20 protein-coding genes are annotated in these 19,818 nt (G+C 62.4%); 5 read left to right on the top strand and 15 right to left on the bottom strand.

Annotation, left to right across the window (positions count from 1 at the left end):
• The 3 genes from AC52Q4_RS01065 to AC52Q4_RS01055 form a co-directional block, all read left to right on the top strand.
• The coding region (locus AC52Q4_RS01065; protein WP_495534941.1) for a carboxy terminal-processing peptidase at positions 1-1,549 on the top strand (1,549 nt) is incomplete at its 5' end.
• Positions 1,550-1,793: 244 nt separating this feature from the next.
• Positions 1,794-3,269 carry a hypothetical protein gene (locus tag AC52Q4_RS01060; protein ID WP_495534940.1) on the top strand — a complete coding sequence of 492 codons (1,476 nt, stop codon included), beginning with the start codon at positions 1,794-1,796 and terminating at the stop codon, positions 3,267-3,269.
• A gap of 168 nt (positions 3,270-3,437) precedes the next feature.
• Positions 3,438-4,127 carry a hypothetical protein gene (locus tag AC52Q4_RS01055; RefSeq protein WP_495534939.1) on the top strand — a complete coding sequence of 230 codons (690 nt, stop codon included), beginning with the start codon at positions 3,438-3,440 and terminating at the stop codon, positions 4,125-4,127.
• Here AC52Q4_RS01055 and recJ read toward each other — a convergent pair.
• Genes recJ through alaC form a run of 5 tightly spaced genes read right to left on the bottom strand, consistent with a single transcriptional unit; the run spans position 4,086 to position 10,581 of the window.
• A complete protein-coding gene (recJ, locus tag AC52Q4_RS01050; protein ID WP_495534938.1) occupies positions 4,086-5,825 on the bottom strand; it encodes a single-stranded-DNA-specific exonuclease RecJ in 1,740 nt (579 codons plus the stop codon). The two genes, AC52Q4_RS01055 and recJ, sit on opposite strands and share 42 nt — an antisense overlap.
• Positions 5,826-5,835: 10 nt before the next feature.
• Positions 5,836-6,870 (bottom strand): hypothetical protein, encoded by a 1,035-nt coding sequence (locus tag AC52Q4_RS01045; protein ID WP_495534937.1) that lies wholly within the window; start codon positions 6,868-6,870, stop codon positions 5,836-5,838.
• Positions 6,871-6,881: 11 nt separating this feature from the next.
• Complete coding sequence (gene thrC, locus AC52Q4_RS01040) at positions 6,882-8,021, bottom strand: threonine synthase (protein ID WP_495534936.1); 1,140 nt, start codon at positions 8,019-8,021, stop codon at positions 6,882-6,884.
• Between the two features lie 49 nt (positions 8,022-8,070).
• Complete coding sequence (locus AC52Q4_RS01035; protein ID WP_495534935.1) at positions 8,071-9,381, bottom strand: homoserine dehydrogenase; 1,311 nt, start codon at positions 9,379-9,381, stop codon at positions 8,071-8,073.
• 12 nt (positions 9,382-9,393) lie between these two features.
• A complete protein-coding gene (alaC, locus tag AC52Q4_RS01030) occupies positions 9,394-10,581 on the bottom strand; it encodes an alanine transaminase (RefSeq protein ID WP_495534947.1) in 1,188 nt (395 codons plus the stop codon).
• A gap of 70 nt (positions 10,582-10,651) precedes the next feature.
• Between alaC and AC52Q4_RS01025 the strand changes: the two genes are divergently transcribed.
• A complete protein-coding gene (locus AC52Q4_RS01025; protein ID WP_495534934.1) occupies positions 10,652-11,140 on the top strand; it encodes an Mth938-like domain-containing protein in 489 nt (162 codons plus the stop codon).
• Positions 11,141-11,230: 90 nt separating this feature from the next.
• Here AC52Q4_RS01025 and rpoS read toward each other — a convergent pair whose 3' ends face one another.
• The 5 genes from rpoS to surE form a co-directional block, all read right to left on the bottom strand.
• Positions 11,231-12,235 (bottom strand): RNA polymerase sigma factor RpoS, encoded by a 1,005-nt coding sequence (gene rpoS, locus AC52Q4_RS01020; RefSeq protein ID WP_495534946.1) that lies wholly within the window; start codon positions 12,233-12,235, stop codon positions 11,231-11,233.
• A 153-nt stretch (positions 12,236-12,388) separates the two neighbouring features.
• The gene (locus tag AC52Q4_RS01015) at positions 12,389-13,192 is read right to left on the bottom strand and encodes a peptidoglycan DD-metalloendopeptidase family protein (protein WP_495534933.1); all 804 of its coding nucleotides are present in this window, start codon (positions 13,190-13,192) and stop codon (positions 12,389-12,391) included.
• A complete protein-coding gene (locus tag AC52Q4_RS01010; RefSeq protein WP_495534932.1) occupies positions 13,192-13,773 on the bottom strand; it encodes a YqaA family protein in 582 nt (193 codons plus the stop codon). The genes AC52Q4_RS01015 and AC52Q4_RS01010 overlap by 1 nt, the downstream gene beginning before the upstream one ends.
• Entirely contained in the window at positions 13,770-14,432 is a 663-nt protein-coding gene (locus AC52Q4_RS01005; protein WP_495534945.1) for a protein-L-isoaspartate(D-aspartate) O-methyltransferase, read from the bottom strand. Before AC52Q4_RS01005 ends, AC52Q4_RS01010 begins: the two co-directional genes overlap by 4 nt.
• Positions 14,432-15,181, bottom strand: coding sequence for a 5'/3'-nucleotidase SurE (gene surE, locus AC52Q4_RS01000; protein WP_495534931.1), 750 nt, complete (start codon positions 15,179-15,181; stop codon positions 14,432-14,434). Before surE ends, AC52Q4_RS01005 begins: the two co-directional genes overlap by 1 nt.
• Before the next feature lie 283 nt (positions 15,182-15,464).
• On the opposite strand from surE, the gene AC52Q4_RS00995 reads away from it, so the two are divergent.
• Positions 15,465-16,025, top strand: a complete 561-nt coding sequence (locus AC52Q4_RS00995; RefSeq protein ID WP_495534930.1) for a Smr/MutS family protein — start codon at positions 15,465-15,467, stop codon at positions 16,023-16,025.
• Positions 16,026-16,093: 68 nt separating this feature from the next.
• On the opposite strand, the gene ispF is transcribed toward AC52Q4_RS00995, so the two are convergent.
• The 5 genes from ispF to kdsA all read right to left on the bottom strand — a co-directional run bounded on the left by ispF (position 16,094) and on the right by kdsA (position 19,816).
• Entirely contained in the window at positions 16,094-16,573 is a 480-nt protein-coding gene (gene ispF / locus AC52Q4_RS00990; protein WP_495534944.1) for a 2-C-methyl-D-erythritol 2,4-cyclodiphosphate synthase, read from the bottom strand.
• Between the two features lie 2 nt (positions 16,574-16,575).
• Positions 16,576-17,301, bottom strand: a complete 726-nt coding sequence (gene ispD / locus AC52Q4_RS00985) for a 2-C-methyl-D-erythritol 4-phosphate cytidylyltransferase (RefSeq protein WP_495534929.1) — start codon at positions 17,299-17,301, stop codon at positions 16,576-16,578.
• Positions 17,294-17,575 carry a cell division protein FtsB gene (gene ftsB / locus AC52Q4_RS00980; RefSeq protein ID WP_495534928.1) on the bottom strand — a complete coding sequence of 94 codons (282 nt, stop codon included), beginning with the start codon at positions 17,573-17,575 and terminating at the stop codon, positions 17,294-17,296. Before ftsB ends, ispD begins: the two co-directional genes overlap by 8 nt.
• A gap of 22 nt (positions 17,576-17,597) precedes the next feature.
• A complete protein-coding gene (gene eno / locus AC52Q4_RS00975) occupies positions 17,598-18,890 on the bottom strand; it encodes a phosphopyruvate hydratase (protein WP_495534927.1) in 1,293 nt (430 codons plus the stop codon).
• 62 nt (positions 18,891-18,952) lie between these two features.
• A complete protein-coding gene (gene kdsA, locus AC52Q4_RS00970; protein WP_495534926.1) occupies positions 18,953-19,816 on the bottom strand; it encodes a 3-deoxy-8-phosphooctulonate synthase in 864 nt (287 codons plus the stop codon).
• Positions 19,817-19,818: the final 2 nt, after the last annotated feature.

The raw sequence follows: 19,818 nt of genomic DNA, 5'->3' as shown, positions 1-19,818 counted from the left end.
CCGATCAACGCTGCGCGACCGCTACCAGCGGATCGCCCGCAGCCTCGCGCAGTATCAAGACGAGGATGTCTTTCAACTATACATGAACGCCTGGGCGGGGGTTTTCGACCCGCACAGCAGTTACCTCTCGCCCCGCAGCTCGGAGAATTTCGACATCAACATGAGCCTCTCGCTGGAGGGCATCGGCGCTCTGCTGCGCAGCGAGGGCGACTACACCGAAGTGGTCGAGCTCATTCCGGGCGGACCGGCGGCCAATAGCGGCGAGCTGGCGCCGGGAGACAGGATCATCGGCGTCGGCCAGGACAAGGGAACGATCCAGGACGTTGTGGGCTGGCGTCTGGGGGATGTCGTCGAGCTGATTCGCGGCCCCAAAGCAACCACCGTGCATTTGCAAGTGCTGCCCGCGAAAACGGGGGCCAATGCCACGCCCAAGGTGATTCGCCTGGTACGCAACCGCGTTCAGTTGGAGGAGCAAGCGGCGAATTCCGAAATCCAGCGCATTACTCGCAACGGGCGGGATTATCGTATCGGAATCATCAAGATACCCGCTTTTTATATCGACTTTCAGGCCGCTCAGCAGGGGGGAGACGATTATCGAAGCACGACCCGGGACGTGCGCAAACTGCTAGACGAACTGCAGGCGCAGGGCATCGACGGCTTGGTAATCGACCTGCGCGGCAATGCAGGCGGATCCTTGCAGGAGGCTACCCAGACGACGGGCTTGTTCATCGAGGACGGACCGGTCGTGCAGGTACGCCGTCGAAGCGGTGAGCGGGAAGTGCTGCGGGACGACGATGATCATGCCATAGCCTACCGGGGTCCCCTTGCGGTTATGGTCGACCGATTCAGCGCCTCGGCTTCCGAGATCTTCGCGGCGGCGATTCAAGATTACGACCGCGGCATCATCCTCGGCGACCAGACCTTCGGCAAGGGGACAGTTCAGAGCATGATCGACTTGGACCGCATCGGTCTTGGCGAAATGGACTCCCCCGGCGGCAGGCTCAAGCTAACCATCGCGAAATTCTATCGAATCACGGGTGAAAGCACACAACGGGTCGGCGTCAGGCCGGACATCGCGCTCCCGACCGCCACCAACGATGAGCGCGTGGGGGAAATGGCCGAGCCCAACGCGTTGCCCTGGGATCGCATCGCACCCATACGTTTTCAGCCTGCCGGACACGTCAGGGAATGGATCTCGGTACTGGAAAAGCGCCACGCGGCCCGAATGAGCACCGAACCCGCCTTGCGGGCGATAAGCGACGAATACGAGCACCTGCGCGCCCAGCGGGCCCGTACGATGGTCTCGCTCAACGAGAAGGTTCGCCGGCAAGAGCGTGAGCAGGCCGAGCAAACCCGGCTTGCGGCGATCAATCGGCTGTTGCGCGCATCTGAGCGGGAGCCGATTCAGTCCCTTGAGGAGATTGATGAGGACAAACTACCGGATACCCTGTTGACGGAAGCGGCACGAATCGTCACCGACATGCGGATACTCAGGAGGCCTACCCACCACGGGGACTGGTCACGGGCGGACGTTGAGCGCTCCGAGTGAGCGCCGAGTGCGCCGCCGCGGGAATTTCGTCGAAGGCTTTACCGCGTAGGGCTTTGGCTGAAGAATCTCGTCATGGCGGCCATACCGGTAGAATTCGGCGCGCGGGAGGTGATGCGGCGCAACGCGCGCGGGGGGCCTTCCCTTGAGGTGTGCAGGTCCGGGGGCTCGCTCCGTGTGCGCCGCTCCCCGCGACGAGCCGTGTTAGCGAACATGCCATTTTGGAGCGGCTGGATAGCGCACCGCTATGGAATCAGGCACCTTTCTGACGTTATGGACGGATATTGGCCCAATTTCGTTGCTGCTGTGGCTCACCCTCCTGCTCGGAGTGCTTTATCTGGCACGCGAGCACGTTCATGCGCTCATTCAGACCACCAGCCGCCTGTTAACGCGGCAATTGCGGCATCTCTCACGGCACTCGAGTGCGGCGGGCGTCTTGGTCCGCCGGCGAAACCGCGGTTATCTGCTCGCTCTGGCACGCGAGCAGGGTAAACGCTCGCTCGATCGCGAATTTCACCGCCTGACATTCGGCGTCGAACGCGAGCTCGCCACATTCCCTTCCTTATCCCGGCGATTGAATGAGCAGATCGCGCGAGTCGAACAGGATTACCAAGACTCGGTATCCCTTCCACCCCGGCCGCCGGAGTGGCTGGAAGCTGTTGCGACGCTCACGCACGGACCTGGGCGCAACGATCCAGCGGTTCAGCGCATTCTGGAAGACCTGAACAACACGCTCGATCGGGCGGCTCATCAGGCACTGCTGGAATACCGGGCCACCCAGCGCCGACGCCATCGCCTCCTGGCCCGTCTGAGAAGCTATTGGCGCATGGTGGAGCACAGGCTTGGCAGCTTGGAGGCAACGATTGCCGAGCTCAATCGTCGGGCACGCCGGGCCGACCGAGCCATGCTGCGTTTCGAGCATCAGCCCGCCGAGCCCACCGTGAAAAGACTAGCGAACGCCGCCGGCGTGCGCTTCCTCTTCGCCCTGGCACTACTCGCCGCCTCTGTGCCCGTTGCCGTAGTCGCCTTTCAGCTCATTGCCCGACCGATAGCCGAAATCACCGCCGGCACCGATGCCGTGGCTGGCGTCGCCTTCTATGAAGTGGCGGCGGCCGCCATGCTGATAACAGAAATCACGGCCGGCGCGCTGGTGCTCGAATGTCTGGGCATAACACGATTGTTACCCACGGTAGCAGCCTTGGAACAACAACGGCGTACGCAGCTTCGCGTAACGGCCGTGGGTATTTTTATCATCACGGTACTGGCAGCGGGCGCCTTGGCTTGGACGCGAGATTACCTCATCAACCAGGACATCGCGTTCGTCGAGCTTTTTCATGCCGGGCGCGGCGGTTTCCCAGGACCCGAGTTTCACTGGATTCCAGCGGTAACGCACTCCGCACTGGCGCTCAGTCTCGGCTGCCTCCTCGGGTCGGTGGCGATACCCCTGGAAAGCGCCTTGCAATCCGGGCGCATCGTCCTGGGGGCCGGCTTGGCTTTGAGCTTCAGCGCGGTCGCGGCGCTTTGCGATCTGGCTGCCGTCTTCTGCTTCGAAACGGGCCGTGTGCTGATCCGGATCTACGATCTGATCATCTTCGTACCGTTGCGCCTCGAATCCGTGTGGCAGCATGTCAGGGACAGCCGCATGATGGACGACGTGACTTACTTCAGGCGCAGCCGGGGAAAATTTCAAAAAGCCGTTGCAAAACGCCAAACGCCCCAATGAAGCGTACCGAATCGGGCATCACGCGCTCGCGCCGCTCGCCGCAGCCGCATCGCTGGCGATCGCCGGAGAGAGACGTGCGAAGCCGCCCAGGAGCAGAGCCGCGCAACATTGAGCGCCTCGTCAACCGCCCTTACCCGCCGCTGCGCAGACCACCGCATTACACCGCCTATGCCGCGAATTAGACTGGTGCGCGTGTTGCCCATGCTGATGGCCGCTCTGCTTTCGGGCTTACCTCACAACGCCAATGCGGTAACTTTCGTGCTGGATGCCGCCTGGATAGAGGCCGGCGCCGGCTCGGCCGGGGATCGTTGCCTGGATGATATGCTGCTCCATCTCGGCGCCGGCGACACGGTCGATATCATGGTGCCAGCCGCGAAGGCAGGTCAGCGACTCCGCCCGCTCGTGCGGTTCACTCAGCATCGACGCCCTGCCGTGCGGCATGCGGCGTTGATCGCCGTTCGCCGACGGCTCGATGAGATTCTGGCACGCCTCGACCCCGCCACTTGGCCGCGGCTGGATGAAATACTCCCCCGCCTCGCCGCTTCGCCCGGTGCTGGCCGAGACCGCGAGCAGCGATACGTTTTTCTGGGGGCACTGACCGCCACCAAGCCGCCTGCCGTGGATCTCGAGCTAGTGCGCTTGCTGCGCGACCGGCGAATCACCGTCGTGGACCTCGCCCACGCCCCTTCCAAACGACGCGCTTCGCGGCGCGATGCGTGGCAGCAGTTTTTCTCGGCGGTCGGGGTCGCACAACTGGAAATTCTGCCTGCGATTGAGTCTGCGGCGCCTGCGAAGCACCCACGGGGCATCGCCTGCTCAGGAGGCCGGCTCCAGGTACTCGATCACCAGCTGAAGTGATTGCCGCCCGCGGAACTCGTTCACATCGAGTCGAAAGGCAAGCCTTACGGCGCCTCGCACGTCATCCCAGCCATGCTGCGCCGCACTGAAGGCGATAGCGTCCACCACGCTCTCGTCGTGCGGCACTCTCAGGCGAAAGCGGACATGAGCCTCGCCCACGACGCGGCGATCCACAACGGTGAATACGCCATCGAACAACGGCTCGGGGAAGCCATGTCCCCACGGTCCGGCAACACGCAGCGCCTGAGCCAGCGAGAGATCCAGTTCCTGCGGGCCAAGCTCGCCGTCGGTGAAAATGATGCGCTCGAATATCTCCTCCGAGGCCATTTCCGCCACGGTCGCTTCGAACGCCATACGGAACCGCTCGTAGTCCGCCTCACGCAGCGTCAATCCAGCGGCCATGGCATGACCGCCGAACTTGACGATCAGACCCGGGTTTTGGCTGCTGACGCGCTCCAGCAGATCACGGATATGCAACCCGGGAACGGACCGAGCCGAGCCCCGCAGCTTGCCGTCCGCAGCCGGTGCAAAAGCGATCACGGGTCGATGCAGCCGCTGCTTGATGCGCGAGGCGAGGATACCGATCACGCCCTGATGCCAGCTCATATCGAGCAGGCACAGGCCGCCCGGCGGACCGGCGGCGTCGAAGTCGTTTTGCAATGCCTCGAGGCTCGCCAAGGCCTGTTGCTGCATTTCCCGCTCGATCCCCCGACGCTGACGGTTGAGGGCATCCAGCTCCCGTGCAATGGTCAAGGCCCGCTGCGGACAGTCGGTGAGCAGGCATTCGATTCCCAACGCCATGTCCTCGAGACGACCGGCGGCGTTCAGTCGCGGTCCCACCGCGAATCCGAGATCTGCCGCCACCAGGCGATGGCGCCGCCGAGAGGCCACTTCGAGCAGGGCGAGTATTCCAGCGCAGGCTTGGCCGGCGCGCACACGCCTCAGCCCCTGCTCGATCAGTATCCGGTTGTTACGATCCAGCACCGCCATATCCGCTACCGTCCCCAAGGCAACGAGATCCAATAGCTGTGCCAGATTCGGTTCCGTAATGGCCCGCCTCGTGAACCAACAGACTGCGCGCAGATGCGAGCGCAACGCCAACATGACATAGAAAATCACGCCGACGCCGGCGAGCGCCTTGCTCGGAAACGGATCGCCCGGCAGATTGGGGTTGACGATGACCGCCGCGTCCGGCAGCTCGGGCCCCGGCAGGTGGTGATCGGTGACGAGTACCGCAATGCCGGCCGCATTGGCCGCGGCTACGCCGGCGAGGCTCGATATGCCGTTGTCGACGGTAACGATGACGTCCGGGCGCCGTTCTTGCGCCACCTGCACGATCTCGGGGCTCAGACCGTAGCCGAAATCGAATCGATTCGGCACCAGATAGTCGACGGCCTCCGCACCCATCGCCCGCAATGCCCGGATAGCCAAGGCCGTGCTCGTGGCCCCATCGGCGTCGAAATCACCGACGATCAGTATGCGGCCGCCGGCGGTGAGGACCGCGGCGAGCAACTCGGCCGCCGCCTCGACGTTGGCCAAAAGATCCGGCGGATGCAGGCCGTTCAATCCCTGCTCGAGTCCGGCCGGGTCACACACTTTGCGCGCCGCGTAGACGCGACGCAACACGGGGTGGAGATCCTGAGGTAACTCATCGATCGTCGCAGGAATCGATCGGCGGCGAATGGACCAGCTAAGCATAGCGTGCCACTTAGGCGCCTTCTTCCACTAGCCATCGGGCAAGCGGTCGGCGGCGCCGCCAAAAACGGCGCAGATCGGCTGCTGTGATGCGCCAGGACCGCCCAGCGCCGGGATGCAGATTCACGGCGCGCCATGATCCAGCACGCAGCGCCGCGACGGCATCCTCGGCCCAACCTGATTCGAAAGCGGCCAACGCCTGCCGCCAACGATCGAAATCGCCTTGCACCAGCGCCGTCTGGGCCTGCGGCCACACGGCGAGCGTCGGCCCATCGCCAGCACGGATCTGCGACAAGCGCTCTGCGCCAGGCAGCGGGTCGATCCCGAGCAATCTGGCCGCACCTCGAGCCTCGGACGCATCCGCATAAACGCTTTCGATGACCGAGCGCCCGCTGAAACGCGGCAGACGACCGCCGCCCCAGATCCATAAGCCGTTGATGGTCAGTTCACCACGCGCTTCCCGCCGCTCGTTGATCGCGCTGCTGTGAAACAGCATTTGAGCCTCGTTGAGAAAAGCGATCCAATCCCGGGCCCGTGGCCCGGTCGGTAGATACTCGTCCAGGTACCGCCCGGAGACACGCTCCAAAGGGTGAGTGTGAATCGCCGGCTCGTTGGGCACACTAAGAAACCATTGACCACCCTGAGCCAGCATTTCCAGCCCGTCCTCCCCGAACAAGGCATTGAATTCGTGAACGAGTATCCGTGCCTCGTCCTCTAGCGGCTGCAACGCTTCGCCACCGAGTAGCAGCAGCCGGTCACGGTCCGGGCGCAAATGCACCGGCGCGGCCCGAAACCAGTAGCCGTCGGCAGGTTCACCCCCCGCGCCCAGCAGTGCCACCGGACCGACGGGCAACGGATCCAGATCGAGCAGGTCCGCCATCACCGCGCTGAGCCCGTCCTGTTGCGCACAATGGTGGAGACGGCCGCGGGTGAGCAGCGTCTCCAGCGCCACGGGGCGGGGGCTCTCCGCGTGGACCTCGAGTGTGCCGCCTGGAAGGGGCCCGAGCAGCGTGGGCGCAATGATATGAAGCTCGGGCGCTGCACTCATGGCTGGGAGGATCAGTCCAGCTTGTCCAGAATAGCCCGCTTAACCACAGCGACGTCCGCCGCTACCGTATGGATCGCCGCCGAGGCATCGCGGCTCGCAATATCCGGATCCTTGAGACCGTGCCCGGTCAAAGTACACACCACAGTACTGCCCGGTGGGATTTTCCCGCTCTGGATATCCCGCAGGCAGCCCGCTATCGATGCGGCCGACGCCGGCTCACAGAACACCCCTTCCTGTTCGGCGAGCAATCGCTGCGCGGAAAGTATCTCCTGATCGGTAAGCTCGGCAAACCAACCGCCGGACTCACGGCTCGCCGCCCACGCCTGCTCCCAGGACTGAGGATGGCCGATTCGGATCGCGGTGGCCACGGTCTCCGGGTCATCCACCATCTCGCCATGCAAGAACGGCGCGGCACCCGTCGCCTGATATCCGACCATCCGCGGGCGCTCCCGCACCATGGCGCAGGTAAAGCGACACTGGCCGGCGCAAAACGAACAGGCCTTGGTGCCCTCGTCGTTATGGCCGAGAGCGAGCTCGCTGTAGCCGATCCAGTGCGCGGTGATATTGCCGGCATTGCCGACGGGCAGGCAATGATACTCGGGCACCCGCTCGAGTTCCTCGACAATCTCGAAGGCGGCAGTCTTCTGCCCCTGCAGCCGATAGGGATTGACCGAGTTGACCAGGGTAATCCGACCCTCGTCAGCCAGCTCCCGCACAATGCGCATCCCGGCATCGAAGTTCCCCTGGATCTGCAGCACTTCCGCCCCATGCATGATGGCCTGCGCCAACTTGCCCAGGGCGATCTTGCCCTCCGGTATCAGCACGAAGGCGGGGATGCCGCAACGGGCCGCATAGGCTGCCGCCGAGGCGGAGGTATTGCCGGTGGAAGCGCAGACAATGGCGCGACAACCCTCTGCGACGGCCTGCGTGACCGCCACCGTCATGCCGCGATCCTTGAACGAGCCCGTTGGATTGAGTCCCTCGTACTTGACGTAGATATCCACTTCCCGGCCCAGCCGGCGCGGCACGTTGACTAACCGGATCAGCGGGGTATTGCCCTCGCCTAGGCTGATGATCCGCACATCGTCGGCAAGTGGCAGCCGGTCATGGTATTTGGCGATCAGGCCGGTGTAACGAGACCTAAACGGCATGGATGTGAATTCCTTAAGGTAGTAATTGCGCGGATGCGTTTGCTACAGCCTAGTCAAGCGTCTCCACGCGAATGCGGGTGATATAGCCATGCATCGAGCCGAGCTGCTCGATGCGTGAGCAGGCCTGCTGAATCTGCCACTCACGCACCCGGTGCGTGAGTATGATCACAGGCACCTCCTCGGCGCCTGGCGCAGGCTGCTTCTGGATAATCGCTTCGATGCTTATCGCCGCTTCTCCCAGAATACGTGTCACCTCGGCGAGAACCCCGGGCTGATCCGCGGCCTGCATGCGCAGATAGTAGGCCGCCTCGATCTCCGCCATCGGTAATAGCGGCTCATGAGACAAGGCATGTGATTGAAACGCAAGGAAAGGTACTCGGTTCTCGGGCTCCAGAGTGAACTCGCGGACCACATCCACCAAGTCGGCCACCACCGCCGAGGCGGTCGGCTCAGCGCCGGCCCCCGCGCCGTAGTACAGTGTCGGGCCGAGCGCGTCGCCTTTGACCATGACCGCGTTCATGACGCCATCGACGCTGGAGAGCAGCTGCCTGGCGGGCAACAGCGTCGGGTGCACGCGCAGGCTGATTCCCGAATCGTCGCGCCGGCAGATACCGAGATGTTTGATGCGAAAGCCCAGCTCCTCGGCATAAGCCACGTCCTCACGGTTGACGTGGGTAATACCCTCAATATGGACTTTGTCGAACTGTAAGGGGATGCCAAAGGCGATCGAAGCCAGGATCGTGAGCTTGTGGGCGGCGTCGATGCCTTCTACGTCGAAGGTAGGATCCGCCTCCGCATACCCCAGACGCTGCGCTTCCGCGAGCACCTCGCCGAACTCCCGGCTTTCGTAGAACATCTCGCTGAGGATGAAATTCGCCGTACCGTTGATAATACCGGCGAGCCACTCGATGCGATTGCCCACCAGAGCCTCTCGCACCGCCTTGATGATCGGTATGCCACCAGCCACCGCCGCTTCAAAGCCGATAGTGGCACCCTTGTCGCGGGCCCGCCGGAAAATCTCGTTACCGTGCAGCGCGATCAGCGCCTTGTTGGCCGTCACCACATGCTTGCCGTTGTCGATGGCCCGCAGCGTGAGTTCCTTGGCCGGCGATTCACCACCGATGAGCTCGACTATGATCTCGATTTCCGGATTATCAACCACCTCGAATAAATCGGTGGTCAGACGGATACCGGCCGTGCTGCATGTGCGCGGACGATCCAGATGCCGTGTGGCGGCGTGCACAACCTCAATGGCACGCCCGGCGCGGCGGGTGATCTCGTCCCGGTTGCGCGCCAAGAGATTGACCGTGCCGCCACCGACCGTACCCAGCCCCAGCAGACCGACTTTCACCGCCTTCACGGCACCTCCTCCTCAGCAACGGCCGTCTTTGCGCAACATCTGCTTGATTCCCCGAATCGCCTGGCGACTGCGGTGCTCGTTCTCGATCAGGCCGAAACGGACATGATCGTCACCATACTCGCCGAAACCGATGCCGGGGGAGACCGCTACCTTGGCCTCGCGCAGTAGCTTTTTGGCGAACTCCAGCGAGCCCATGGGCCGATACTCCGGCGGTATGGGCGCCCATACGAACATCGTCGCCTTCGGCTTGATGACATCCCAGCCGGCGGCAGCGAGTCCGTCACACAGTACATCACGACGCCGTCGATAGGTTTCACAAATCTCGCTCACACATTCCTGCGGCCCTTCCAGAGCCGCGATGGCGGCGACCTGAATAGGCGTGAACATGCCGTAATCGAGGTAGGACTTCATGCGCGCCAACGCCGCGATCAACTTGGGGTTGCCGCAGAGAAACCCGACCCGCCAACCCGGCATGTTGTAGCTTTTCGACAGCGAAAAGCACTCCACGGCAATTGCCTTGGCCCCCGGCACCTGCAGAACGGACGGAGCAACGTAATTGTCAAAGACGATATCCGCGTAAGCCAAGTCATGAACGATCCAGATCCCGTGCTCAAGACAGATGTCGACCAACTGCTCGAAAAAAGCGAGCTCGACACATTGCGTGCTGGGATTCGCCGGAAAATTCAGGATCAGCATCTTGGGCTTTGGCCAGGTATCCTTGATCGCCTTTTCCAGTTCGGCGAAAAAATCCATCCCCGCCACCAGCGGCACGTGTCGGATATCCGCACCGGCAATCACTACTCCATACGGATGAATGGGGTAGGAGGGGTTCGGGACCAGCACATTATCTCCCGGCCCCAACGTGGCGAGCGCCAAATGTGCCAGGCCCTCCTTCGAGCCAATGGTGACGATCGCCTCGCTCTGCGGGTCGAGTTCCACGTCAAACCGCCGCACATACCAATCCGTAATGGCCTTTCGCAGGCGGGGGATGCCTCGCGACACCGAATAACGGTGGGTGTCGGGCCGCTGCACCGCCTCTGTCAGCTTATCGACGATGTGCGTTGGAGTCGGGCGGTCCGGATTGCCCATCCCAAAGTCGATAATATCCTCGCCACGGGCCCGGGCGCTCGCCTTGAGCTCATTGACTATATTGAACACATAGGGGGGCAGGCGCTTAATCCTTGGGAATTCCGCGTTCAACTCGGGTTGTCGTTCCACGATCGTCGCCGCTCTGAATGTCCTTGACACGCAACCGCTTACCCGCTTTGCCGTGGCTGAATCCAGCGCTCGCCACACCAAAAAAGCAAGGCATTATGGCAAGCTACTGAGTGGTGAACACGCTGTCAACGCGACACCCCTTGCCACAACGGTTAATGTGATAAAGATGAAGATGATACTTGAAAAGGGTGATGCGGCGGCCTATCGGATCAACAGCTATGCCTCCGGGCGCATTACCATCAACGACTGGGTGATCGAGACTAGCGCCATCCTAACTCCCGACCGGCTCCTTACCGAATGGCCACCCGGACGCTTCGAGGATCTTGAGCCCGCCCACATGGAGGCGATCATCGAGCTGACACCGGAGATCGTTTTACTCGGTACCGGCCAGCGCCAGTCTTTCCCCTCCCGAAACATCATGCTCAGCCTGCTCGAACGGGGCATTGGCCTTGAAGTCATGAACACGCCTTCGGCCTGCCGCACCTATAATATATTGATGGCCGAAGGCCGGCGAGTTGTCGCGGCGCTGATTATTCGCTAAAGCATGTCGGGCCGGGGGAGCATCAGCGAGTCGTCTCCCCCGACGCACGACGGCTGCCCGTCCACGCGCATTCGCCTGACCGCCCGCAGGTCAGCCGAAGACATTGTCCTGCGAAAACCCAGAGCGTTCCATTACCTCTCGCAGTTTTTTCAACGCATCGATCTGGATCTGCCGTACCCGTTCGCGCGTCACACCAATTTCGTCTCCTACCTCCTCGAGGGTCGCCTTTTCGTAACCATGCAGACCAAAGCGACGTTCCACCACCGCCCGCTGCTTCTCCGTAAGCTCGTTGAGCCAGGCATCCAGATGGGAGACCACGTCCTCATCTTGCAATGCAGCAAAAGGGTCCGGGTTCACCTCATCTGGTATGGCGTCCAGCAAAACGCGATCGGCATCTTTGCCGATCGGGATGTCGACGGAGGTGACGCCCTCGTTGAGCCCCATCATATGGCGTACATCCTCGATGGAGCGATCCATTGCCGCCGCGATCTCCTCGAGCGTCGGCTCGTGATCGAGGCGCTGCACCAATTGCCGTGCAATACGCAGGTATTGGTTTATCTCTTTGATGACGTGAATCGGCAACCGGATGGTACGCGTCTGATTCATGATTGCGCGCTCGATGGTCTGCCGGATCCACCACGTCGCATACGTAGAGAAACGAAAGCCACGCTCGGGATCGAATTTCTCCACCGCACGGATGAGACCGAGATTGCCTTCTTCAATCAGATCGAGGAAAGCAAGTCCGCGATTCATATAGCGCCGGGCAATCTTTACCACCAGGCGTAGATTGCTCTCGATCATGCGCTTACGGGCGGTTTCGTCGCCCCCTTGGGCGCGACGGGAGTAATAGACTTCCTCCTCGGCGGTCAACAGCGGCGAGTAGCCGATTTCGTTGAGATAGATCTGGGTGGGGTCAAGCGTGTCGTGATGCTCCGTCCTACGACGTGCGGAAGGTTCCTCGACGCTCTGTTCGTCTTGGTTTCCAGCCGGAGCTGAGCTTGCCTCCTCTTCGTTAAGAACAAACTCATCCTCAGTGAGGTCAAGATTCTCGGTCGCGACTTCCGTGTCGATCTCCACCGCCTGCTTTTTCGCCATGGCTTCTCCTCCGTCGGGTCCGCCTGATGCTGAGGACCGCGGGACTATAGCGTCGCCTTTGTCCATAGGCACCGCCGGAAAAACCAGCTTTCTTTTTCTGGTTGTTTCAATATATGCCCGTCGCATATCCCATGCAATGCCCAGCATCCCCGCTCAGTGTGCAGGCAAATACTCCAGTGGGTCCACCGGCTTGCCATTGCGCCGGATCTCAAAGTGCGCCGCCGGCCGGTGCGCAGGACCCAGCCCCATGCGTGCGATGACCTGCCCAGCGCTCACCTGCTCCCCTTCCTCCACAAGCAGTTCGCGGTTGTAGCCGTAGGCGGTGATGAAGGCATTATTATGCTTGACGATAATCAGATTGCCGTAGCCTCGCAGGCCACTGCCGCTATAGACTACGTGACCGGCCGCCGCGGCACGAATGGGTTCGTTGAGCTCACCTTGGAGGGTAATCCCCTGCATCGCCGCGCCATCGCTACGAAAATGCCGCGAGACCTTGCCCTTGGCGGGCCAGCGCCAGACGATCTTCGAGTTCGAGACAGCGTGGGGCTTCGACACGGCAGGTTCCGGCTCCGCGGCGGCCGGTTCCGGCTCCGGGATGGGCTCCGGCGCTGGAGGCCTCGCCTTGGATAGCCCCTGAGGTTTGGCTCCCGAGTTCCCAGCACGCGGCTCGACGGTTGCTGCTTTGCGTTTGGACACGGCTGTTGGACGCAAGCGCAGCCGCTGCTCCGGATAAATCGTATAGGGAGGGTCTATGCCATTCCAGCGGGCAATTTTGCGGTAATCGAGCCCATAGCGCCACGCCACGGAGAACAACGTATCGCCGCGACGCACGGTATACACCCGCGGTGGCGGGGCGCTGGCCCGGTGGCGCACCTCTTGGCTGCCGTACTGAAACTCGCTACAGCCGCCCGAGATAAAGGCAAGCACCGAGAGTCCGAGCAGAACGCGCCAGGCCATCACAACCGCAGGCACACTACCACCAGCATGAGGACAGCAACTGTGATCCAGCCGATACGGTCAATGTAGGTGTGCAGCCACGGCTCGAGCCTGACTCCACCCCAGGCGACAAGAAGCACAACCAGGAAAAAACGCCCTCCCCGCCCCAGCAAGGAGGCCAGTATGAAGGGTATCAGAGCGATGTGCATAGCCCCTGCGGCGATGGTGAACACCTTGTAGGGTATCGGCGAGAAGCCGGCGACGACAATTACCCAAAACCCCCAGCGATCAAACCACCCCCGGACCGTCAGATAGCTTTGCCATTCCCCCAACTGGAGCAAGAGAGGGCGAACGAACTCCAGTGCATAGTGGCCGATCAGATAGCCGAACAAACCCCCGATCACCGAGGCCAGTGTCGTCAACAAGGCAAGAGGCAGGGCGCGATGAGGGCGCACGAGCACCATCGGTGCGAGCATGACATCCGGCGGTACGGGGAAGAAGGACGACTCCGCGAAGCTCATTGCGCCCAGGAACCAGGGTGCGCGCGGATGGGCGGCGGCCCGCCGCACGGCATTATAGAGCCGGCCGAACAGACGCCTCATTCAAGGCCGTGCTTCATCGGCACAAAGCTCACGCGGCTGACGTCGCGACAGACCAGACCCTGATCGGTACGCTCGCAAACGATCAAGCTCTGATTCCCCCCCGAGCCAACCGGTGCTACCAGACGACCGCCCATGATAAGCTGATCGCTCAGCGTCGTCGGAACGCTCGGCGGCGCCGCCGTGAGAATAATGCCATCGAAAGGCGCCTCGCCGGGCCAGCCCTCGTAGCCATCGCCCAGACGCAGACGGACATTGCTCAACCGGAGCTCGCGCATGAGGCGACGGGCGCGATTATGCAGCACCCGCAGCCGCTCGATACTAAAGACGTGGACGACGAGATGCGCGAGCACCGCGGCTTGATAGGCAGAACCCGTGCCCACTTCGAGCACCTTGTTCAATTTCTGACCTTGCAGCAACACCTGCGTCATGCGCGCGACCACGAACGGTTGCGAGATGGTCTGCCCATAGCCGATCGGCAGCGCGGTGTCGTCATAGGCACGGCTTGCCAAGGCCTCCTCCACGAAGAGATGACGCGGCACACGGCGGATCGAATTGAGAACCCGCTCGTCGTCGATGCCGGCCTCGCTGAGCCGGGAGACTAGCCGTTCACGAGTACGTTGCGACGTCATTCCGATACCCGTTAGGCGACGACCGTCCATCACCGCAACCCTTCGATCCACCCTGCGATCTGCTCCAGCGCCTGATATCGCGTGAGATCCACCTGAATGGGCGTGATCGAGACATATCCTCGATTCACTGCATGGAAGTCCGTTCCGGGACCGGCATCCTGCTCCGTGCCCGGAGGGCCGATCCAGTAGATCGGACGACCCCGGGGGTCCTCGGAGCGCACGACCGACTCGGCTTGATGGCGCTGGCCGAGGCGCGTCGCCTCGAAGCCGTTGAGCTCCGACCAAGGGCGATCGGGGACGTTGACGTTGAGTATGGTATCGGCCGGCAACGGATCCGTCTTCAGCCGCTCGAAGAGCACTCGGGCCACCTGCGTTGCGGTATCGTAGCGGCTAGGCGAGAGCGAGGCCAGGGAAATCGCAATCGCCGGCAGACCGAGAAAGCGCCCCTCCATTGCCGCCGCAACGGTCCCGCTATAAAGCACATCGTCCCCAAGATTGGCACCGGCATTGATCCCGGAGATGACCATGTCCGGCTCGTGCTCGAGCAGGCCCGTGACCGCCAAATGGACACAGTCGGTCGGCGTACCCTCGACCCGGTAGACATCCGCTGCCACGCGCGCGACTCGAATGGGGTACTCCAGAGTCAGCGAGTTGCTCGCTCCGCTGCGATCCCGCTCCGGCGCCACAACGGTGACATCTGCAACCTCCCGCAGCGCGCGCGCAAGTTCGATGATGCCGTCGGCTTGGTAGCCATCGTCATTACTGACCAATAAACGCATGGACTTGCTTGCATCCCTCAATCACAGCGCTCTCTATTACGGTACGCCCCATGTGTTCACCCCCGGGCACCTGACAAAGGCGCAGGCCAAAGCTAGCGCGTCGGCACCTGCCGGCGAACCCGTGCGATGCGGCTGACCGCCCGACGCTATCGCGGCGACGCGGCGTGACGCGCCTGGCGGCCTGCTCTCCCGCTCGCCCCGCCCGGCGCTTGCCCATTCAAGCACTCGAGCTGTTAGGATAACAACATTGCAGGGTCGGACCCTCAAAAGGGCGTTACGCATCATGTGCGACCAGGATCATGACGCCGATCTTGAACTTTTCCGGGCAGCCATGCGCCGGGTGCGGCCGCTCAATGCGGATGAATTTGCGAATATTGACACCCCCCGCCCGGCTCCCGTTCCTCTGCAACGGCTGGCCGATGAGCGTGCCGTCGTGCAGGCGCTGTTGCTGCCGGCTGACGGGGTATCGATTCCATACAACGAAACCGGCGAGGAACTCGCCTACCTGCGCAGCGGTCTGCAACGACGGGTCTTACGCCGCCTCAGGCGCGGTCACTACCGCGTCGCGGCCGAATTGGACTTGCATGGGATGACGGCAACCACCGCCCATCAGGCCTTGACGCGTTTTCTTACCCACTGCCGCCGTCGTGACCATCGCTGCGTGCGCATCGTTCATGGCAAAGGGCGTCGTTCCAGTAACCGTGGCCCCATCCTCAAAGGAAAGATCGACCGGTGGCTGCGGCAGCGGGCGGAAGTGCTCGCTTTCTGTTCCGCCCGCCCGGTGGACGGAGGCACGGGCGCGCTCTATGTACTGCTGCAACATAACCGAGCGTCGCTCGACTGACGGCCTTTCAGCCGGAAAATGGGCAAAGGCTGGCTTCTCGGCCCCGAAAGCAAGCCGGCCCGCTCGCCTCAGGAAGCGAAGCGAGTCACTAGAACGACCGCGAGTGCTGCCAGTCCTTCCTCGCGCCCGGTAAAGCCCATGAATTCCGTCGTTGTCGCTTTGATGTTTACCCGCCCGCTTTCGATGTCCAAATCCTCGGCCACATTGGCCACCATTTGCGGCAGAAAGGGGGCAAGGCGCGGCCGTTGCGCAACAATCGTCGCATCGACATTGAGCGCCTCCCAGCGCTGGGCACGCAGCAGCGTGCACGTCTGCCGCAACAGCCGGCGGCTGTCGATCCCGGCGTAGCGCTCATCCGTATCGGGAAAATGCCGACCGATGTCGCCCGCGCCAATGGCACCGAGCAAGGCGTCGGCAATCGCATGCAGCAAACAGTCACCATCGGAGTGCGCGTCCACGCCGCGGTGAAACGGAACGGCCACGCCACCCAACATCAAACGCCCGCCCTCGCAGAAGCGATGCGCATCGAAGCCTTGCCCGATACGCATCGTCATGACGGCTCCGCGGTCTGTGCACCGAAGAGAATACGTTCGATCAGCCCCTGGTCGGAAGGATGCGTGAGCTTGATATTATGCAACGCGCCTTCGACCAGCAGCGGGCGCGCACCGAGCCGCTCCAGCGCCTGCGCCTCGTCGGTAACCTCGACATCCTCCGCCGCCGCCTGCTCGAGGGCGGCACGCAGCCGGCCTAAGGGAAAAAGCTGCGGCGTCAATGCTTGCCACAAGCCGTCACGGTTTACGGTGGCGGCTACCCGCCCCTCACCGTCCGCGCGCTTTAACGTGTCCCGAACGGGCATCGCCAGAAGGCCCCCATCGGGGTGACGCCCCACCTCGCCGATCAAGCGCTCGATCTCGCCAGGCGTTACACACGGTCGCGCCGCATCATGAACCAGCACCGGTTCGTTTGGTCGCGCACCTCGCGCGGTGAGCTCATGCAGGCCGTTCAACACCGATTGCGCCCGGGTTCCGCCACCGATACAGGACGCAATGCGCGGATGCTCGATAAAGCCAAGACCGGACCAAGTTTCTTTATCAGCGTTTGCCAGGGCGACGACAATTTGCTCGATGGCGCTTACTGCAAGCAATGCCTCGAGCGTCCAGCTAAGCACACAGCGTCCGTGCACCGTTACATACTGCTTGGCCAGAGTGCTCCGAAAGCGCCGCCCGGCGCCGGCGGCGGGCACGACCGCCCAGCAGCGGGCACCTCGCTCAGCCATCTTCGTGTACAACCACCTGATAGAAGACCTCGTCGCGACGAATCATGCCGAGTTCACGCCGCGCCCGTTCTTCCAATCCCTGCAGTCCCTGCTTGAGATCCCGCACATCCGCCGCCAGTGCTTGATTTCGCCGCTGCAGCGCGGCATTCTCGTCGCGCTGCGCGGCCACCGCTTCGTGCAGGCGCAACACCTCGACGATGCTACCGTCGCCACACCACAGTCGCACTTGCAACGCCAACAGCGGCATCAGCAAAAAACCAACGATCCAGCGCATGACCAGCGCCGACCTCCTGGGCTCAGTTGTGGGAGCCGAGCTTGGCTAACGCCGCGGGACCGGCGTAGCGCGCGTCATCCTGCAATTCTTCCTCGATACGCAGCAGCTGGTTGTACTTCGCTACCCGTTCAGAGCGGCACGGCGCACCCGTTTTGATCTGGGTCGCGGCAGAGGCGACCGCCAAGTCGGCGATCGTCGTGTCTTCCGTTTCCGCAGAACGATGCGAGATCACCGTGGAGTAGCCGGACCGTTCCGCCAAGGCGATTGCATCGAGGGTCTCCGTCAACGTGCCGATCTGATTGGGCTTGATGAGAATGGAGTTGGCGATACCCCGGTCGATGCCCTGCTGTATGAGGCGGGTATTGGTGACGAACACGTCGTCGCCGACCAGCTGGACACGCTCTCCAAGCGCGTCAGTGAGCACTTTCCAGCCGTCCCAGTCATTTTCCGCCATCCCGTCCTCGATGGAGGTGATGGCGTAGCGATCGACCCAGCCGGCGAGAACCTCGACGAACTCACTGGAACTGAAGACTCGGCCCTCGGCCTCCAAATGATAGGCTTCGTCGCGATAGAACTCCGAACTCGCCGGATCCATCGCGAGGAGAACCTGATCACCCATGCGGTAACCTGCCTTCTCCACGCCTTCCCAAATGAGTTCCAAAGCCGACTCGTTGGAAGGCAGATCGGGCGCGAAACCTCCCTCGTCGCCGACAGCGGTGCTCAGCCCACGGTGGGCGAGCACCGCTTTCAAGGCATGGAATACTTCACTGCCGCAACGCAGCGCTTCGCGGAACGTGGCGAAGCCTATCGGCATGATCATGAATTCCTGTATATCAATCCGGTTGTCGGCATGCGCTCCGCCATTAAGGATATTCATCAACGGAACCGGCAACGTATAGGGCGGCTCGCTCCGCAGATGGCGAAACAGTGATATGCCTCGATCGGTGGCGGTCGCGCGTGCAGCAGCCAGGGAAACGGCAAGGATGGCATTGGCGCCCAGGCGGCTTTTGTTCTCCGTGCCGTCAAGCTCGATCATCCGCTCGTCGATGGCGCGCTGCTCCCCGGCGGCCATCCCGACCAAGGCGGCATTGATCTCCGTATCGACATTGCTCACGGCCCGGCGCACGCCTTTGCCCAGATAACGGTTCGGCTCGCCATCACGCAGCTCGCAGGCCTCCCGTGTTCCGGTGGAAGCGCCGGAAGGAACCGCGGCGCGGCCGCGCACCCCATTATCGAGCATGACTTCCGCTTCCACCGTGGGGTTGCCACGCGAGTCCAATATTTCCCGAGCCCTTATGGCCTTGATGGTCGACATCGGTTGCTATTTCCTCAGCCAGGCGGCATTTGACCGCTTCGTACGCCTAATTTATCGGTTCTTCAGTCGACGGCCTGCGTTGTTGCAGGCTCCAACTCGATCAGCCCGCGATGCTTGACTCCGTAGTCGATCTCCTTGAGTACCTCGAGGAGGCGACGCATCTGCCCGAGCGGCCAGGAGTTCGGGCCATCGCTCAAAGCGCGCTCCGGTCTGGGGTGCGTCTCCATGAATACGCCGCAGACCCCAGCCGCCACCGCGGCGCGCGCAAGCACCGGTATGAACTCGCGCTGGCCGCCCGAAACACTTCCTTGTCCACCGGGCAACTGCACCGAGTGAGTCGCATCGAATACGACGGGGCTGCCGCTGTGGCGCATCGCCGCCAATGAGCGCATATCGCATACCAAGTTGTTGTAGCCGAAGGAGACGCCTCGCTCGCAGACGAGGACGCGCTCATTGCCCACGGCACGGGCTTTCTCTGCCACGTGGGTCATGTCCCAGGGCGCGAGAAACTGCCCTTTTTTGATATTCACCGGCAGCCCCTGCCGGGCAACGTTCTGGATAAAATTCGTCTGACGGCAGAGAAAGGCCGGCGTCTGCAGCAGATCGACAACCGCCGCCACCTCCCCCAGAGGCGTGTCCTCATGGACATCAGTGAGCACCGGGACGCCGATGTCGCGGCGCACCTGCTCGAGAATGCGCAAGCCCTCCTCCATACCGAGGCCACGGAAGCTTCGGTGTGAAGAGCGATTGGCTTTATCAAACGAGCTTTTATAGACAAAGGGAATCGACAGCGCAGCGCAGATCTCTTTGAGCTCACCGGCACTGTCCAGTGCAAGCTGCTGCGATTCCACCACACAGGGCCCTGCGATCAAGAACAGAGGCTCGTCGAGTCCCACGGGAAAGCCGCAAATCTCGAACGCGGCCATGG

This window comes from Nitrococcus sp. (assembly GCF_059432795.1).
This window is presented reverse-complemented; position numbering and strand designations above follow the sequence as displayed.

Coding starts and splice junctions, on each gene's coding strand:
- recJ (WP_495534938.1), bottom strand. CDS start 5,825: ATGCTTAGCTGGTCCATTCGCCGCCGATCGATTCCTGCGACGATCGAT.
- AC52Q4_RS01015 (WP_495534933.1), bottom strand. CDS start 13,192: ATGGCCTGGCGCGTTCTGCTCGGACTCTCGGTGCTTGCCTTTATCTCG.
- ispF (WP_495534944.1), bottom strand. CDS start 16,573: ATGCGTATCGGGCAAGGCTTCGATGCGCATCGCTTCTGCGAGGGCGGG.
- kdsA (WP_495534926.1), bottom strand. CDS start 19,816: ATGGCCGCGTTCGAGATTTGCGGCTTTCCCGTGGGACTCGACGAGCCT.
- AC52Q4_RS01045 (WP_495534937.1), bottom strand. CDS start 6,870: ATGAGTGCAGCGCCCGAGCTTCATATCATTGCGCCCACGCTGCTCGGG.
- ispD (WP_495534929.1), bottom strand. CDS start 17,301: ATGGCTGAGCGAGGTGCCCGCTGCTGGGCGGTCGTGCCCGCCGCCGGC.
- AC52Q4_RS00995 (WP_495534930.1), top strand. CDS start 15,465: ATGTGCGACCAGGATCATGACGCCGATCTTGAACTTTTCCGGGCAGCC.
- surE (WP_495534931.1), bottom strand. CDS start 15,181: ATGCGTTTATTGGTCAGTAATGACGATGGCTACCAAGCCGACGGCATC.
- AC52Q4_RS01010 (WP_495534932.1), bottom strand. CDS start 13,773: ATGAGGCGTCTGTTCGGCCGGCTCTATAATGCCGTGCGGCGGGCCGCC.
- AC52Q4_RS01005 (WP_495534945.1), bottom strand. CDS start 14,432: ATGGACGGTCGTCGCCTAACGGGTATCGGAATGACGTCGCAACGTACT.
- AC52Q4_RS01055 (WP_495534939.1), top strand. CDS start 3,438: ATGCCGCGAATTAGACTGGTGCGCGTGTTGCCCATGCTGATGGCCGCT.
- AC52Q4_RS01060 (WP_495534940.1), top strand. CDS start 1,794: ATGGAATCAGGCACCTTTCTGACGTTATGGACGGATATTGGCCCAATT.
- eno (WP_495534927.1), bottom strand. CDS start 18,890: ATGTCGACCATCAAGGCCATAAGGGCTCGGGAAATATTGGACTCGCGT.
- rpoS (WP_495534946.1), bottom strand. CDS start 12,235: ATGGCGAAAAAGCAGGCGGTGGAGATCGACACGGAAGTCGCGACCGAG.
- ftsB (WP_495534928.1), bottom strand. CDS start 17,575: ATGCGCTGGATCGTTGGTTTTTTGCTGATGCCGCTGTTGGCGTTGCAA.
- thrC (WP_495534936.1), bottom strand. CDS start 8,021: ATGCCGTTTAGGTCTCGTTACACCGGCCTGATCGCCAAATACCATGAC.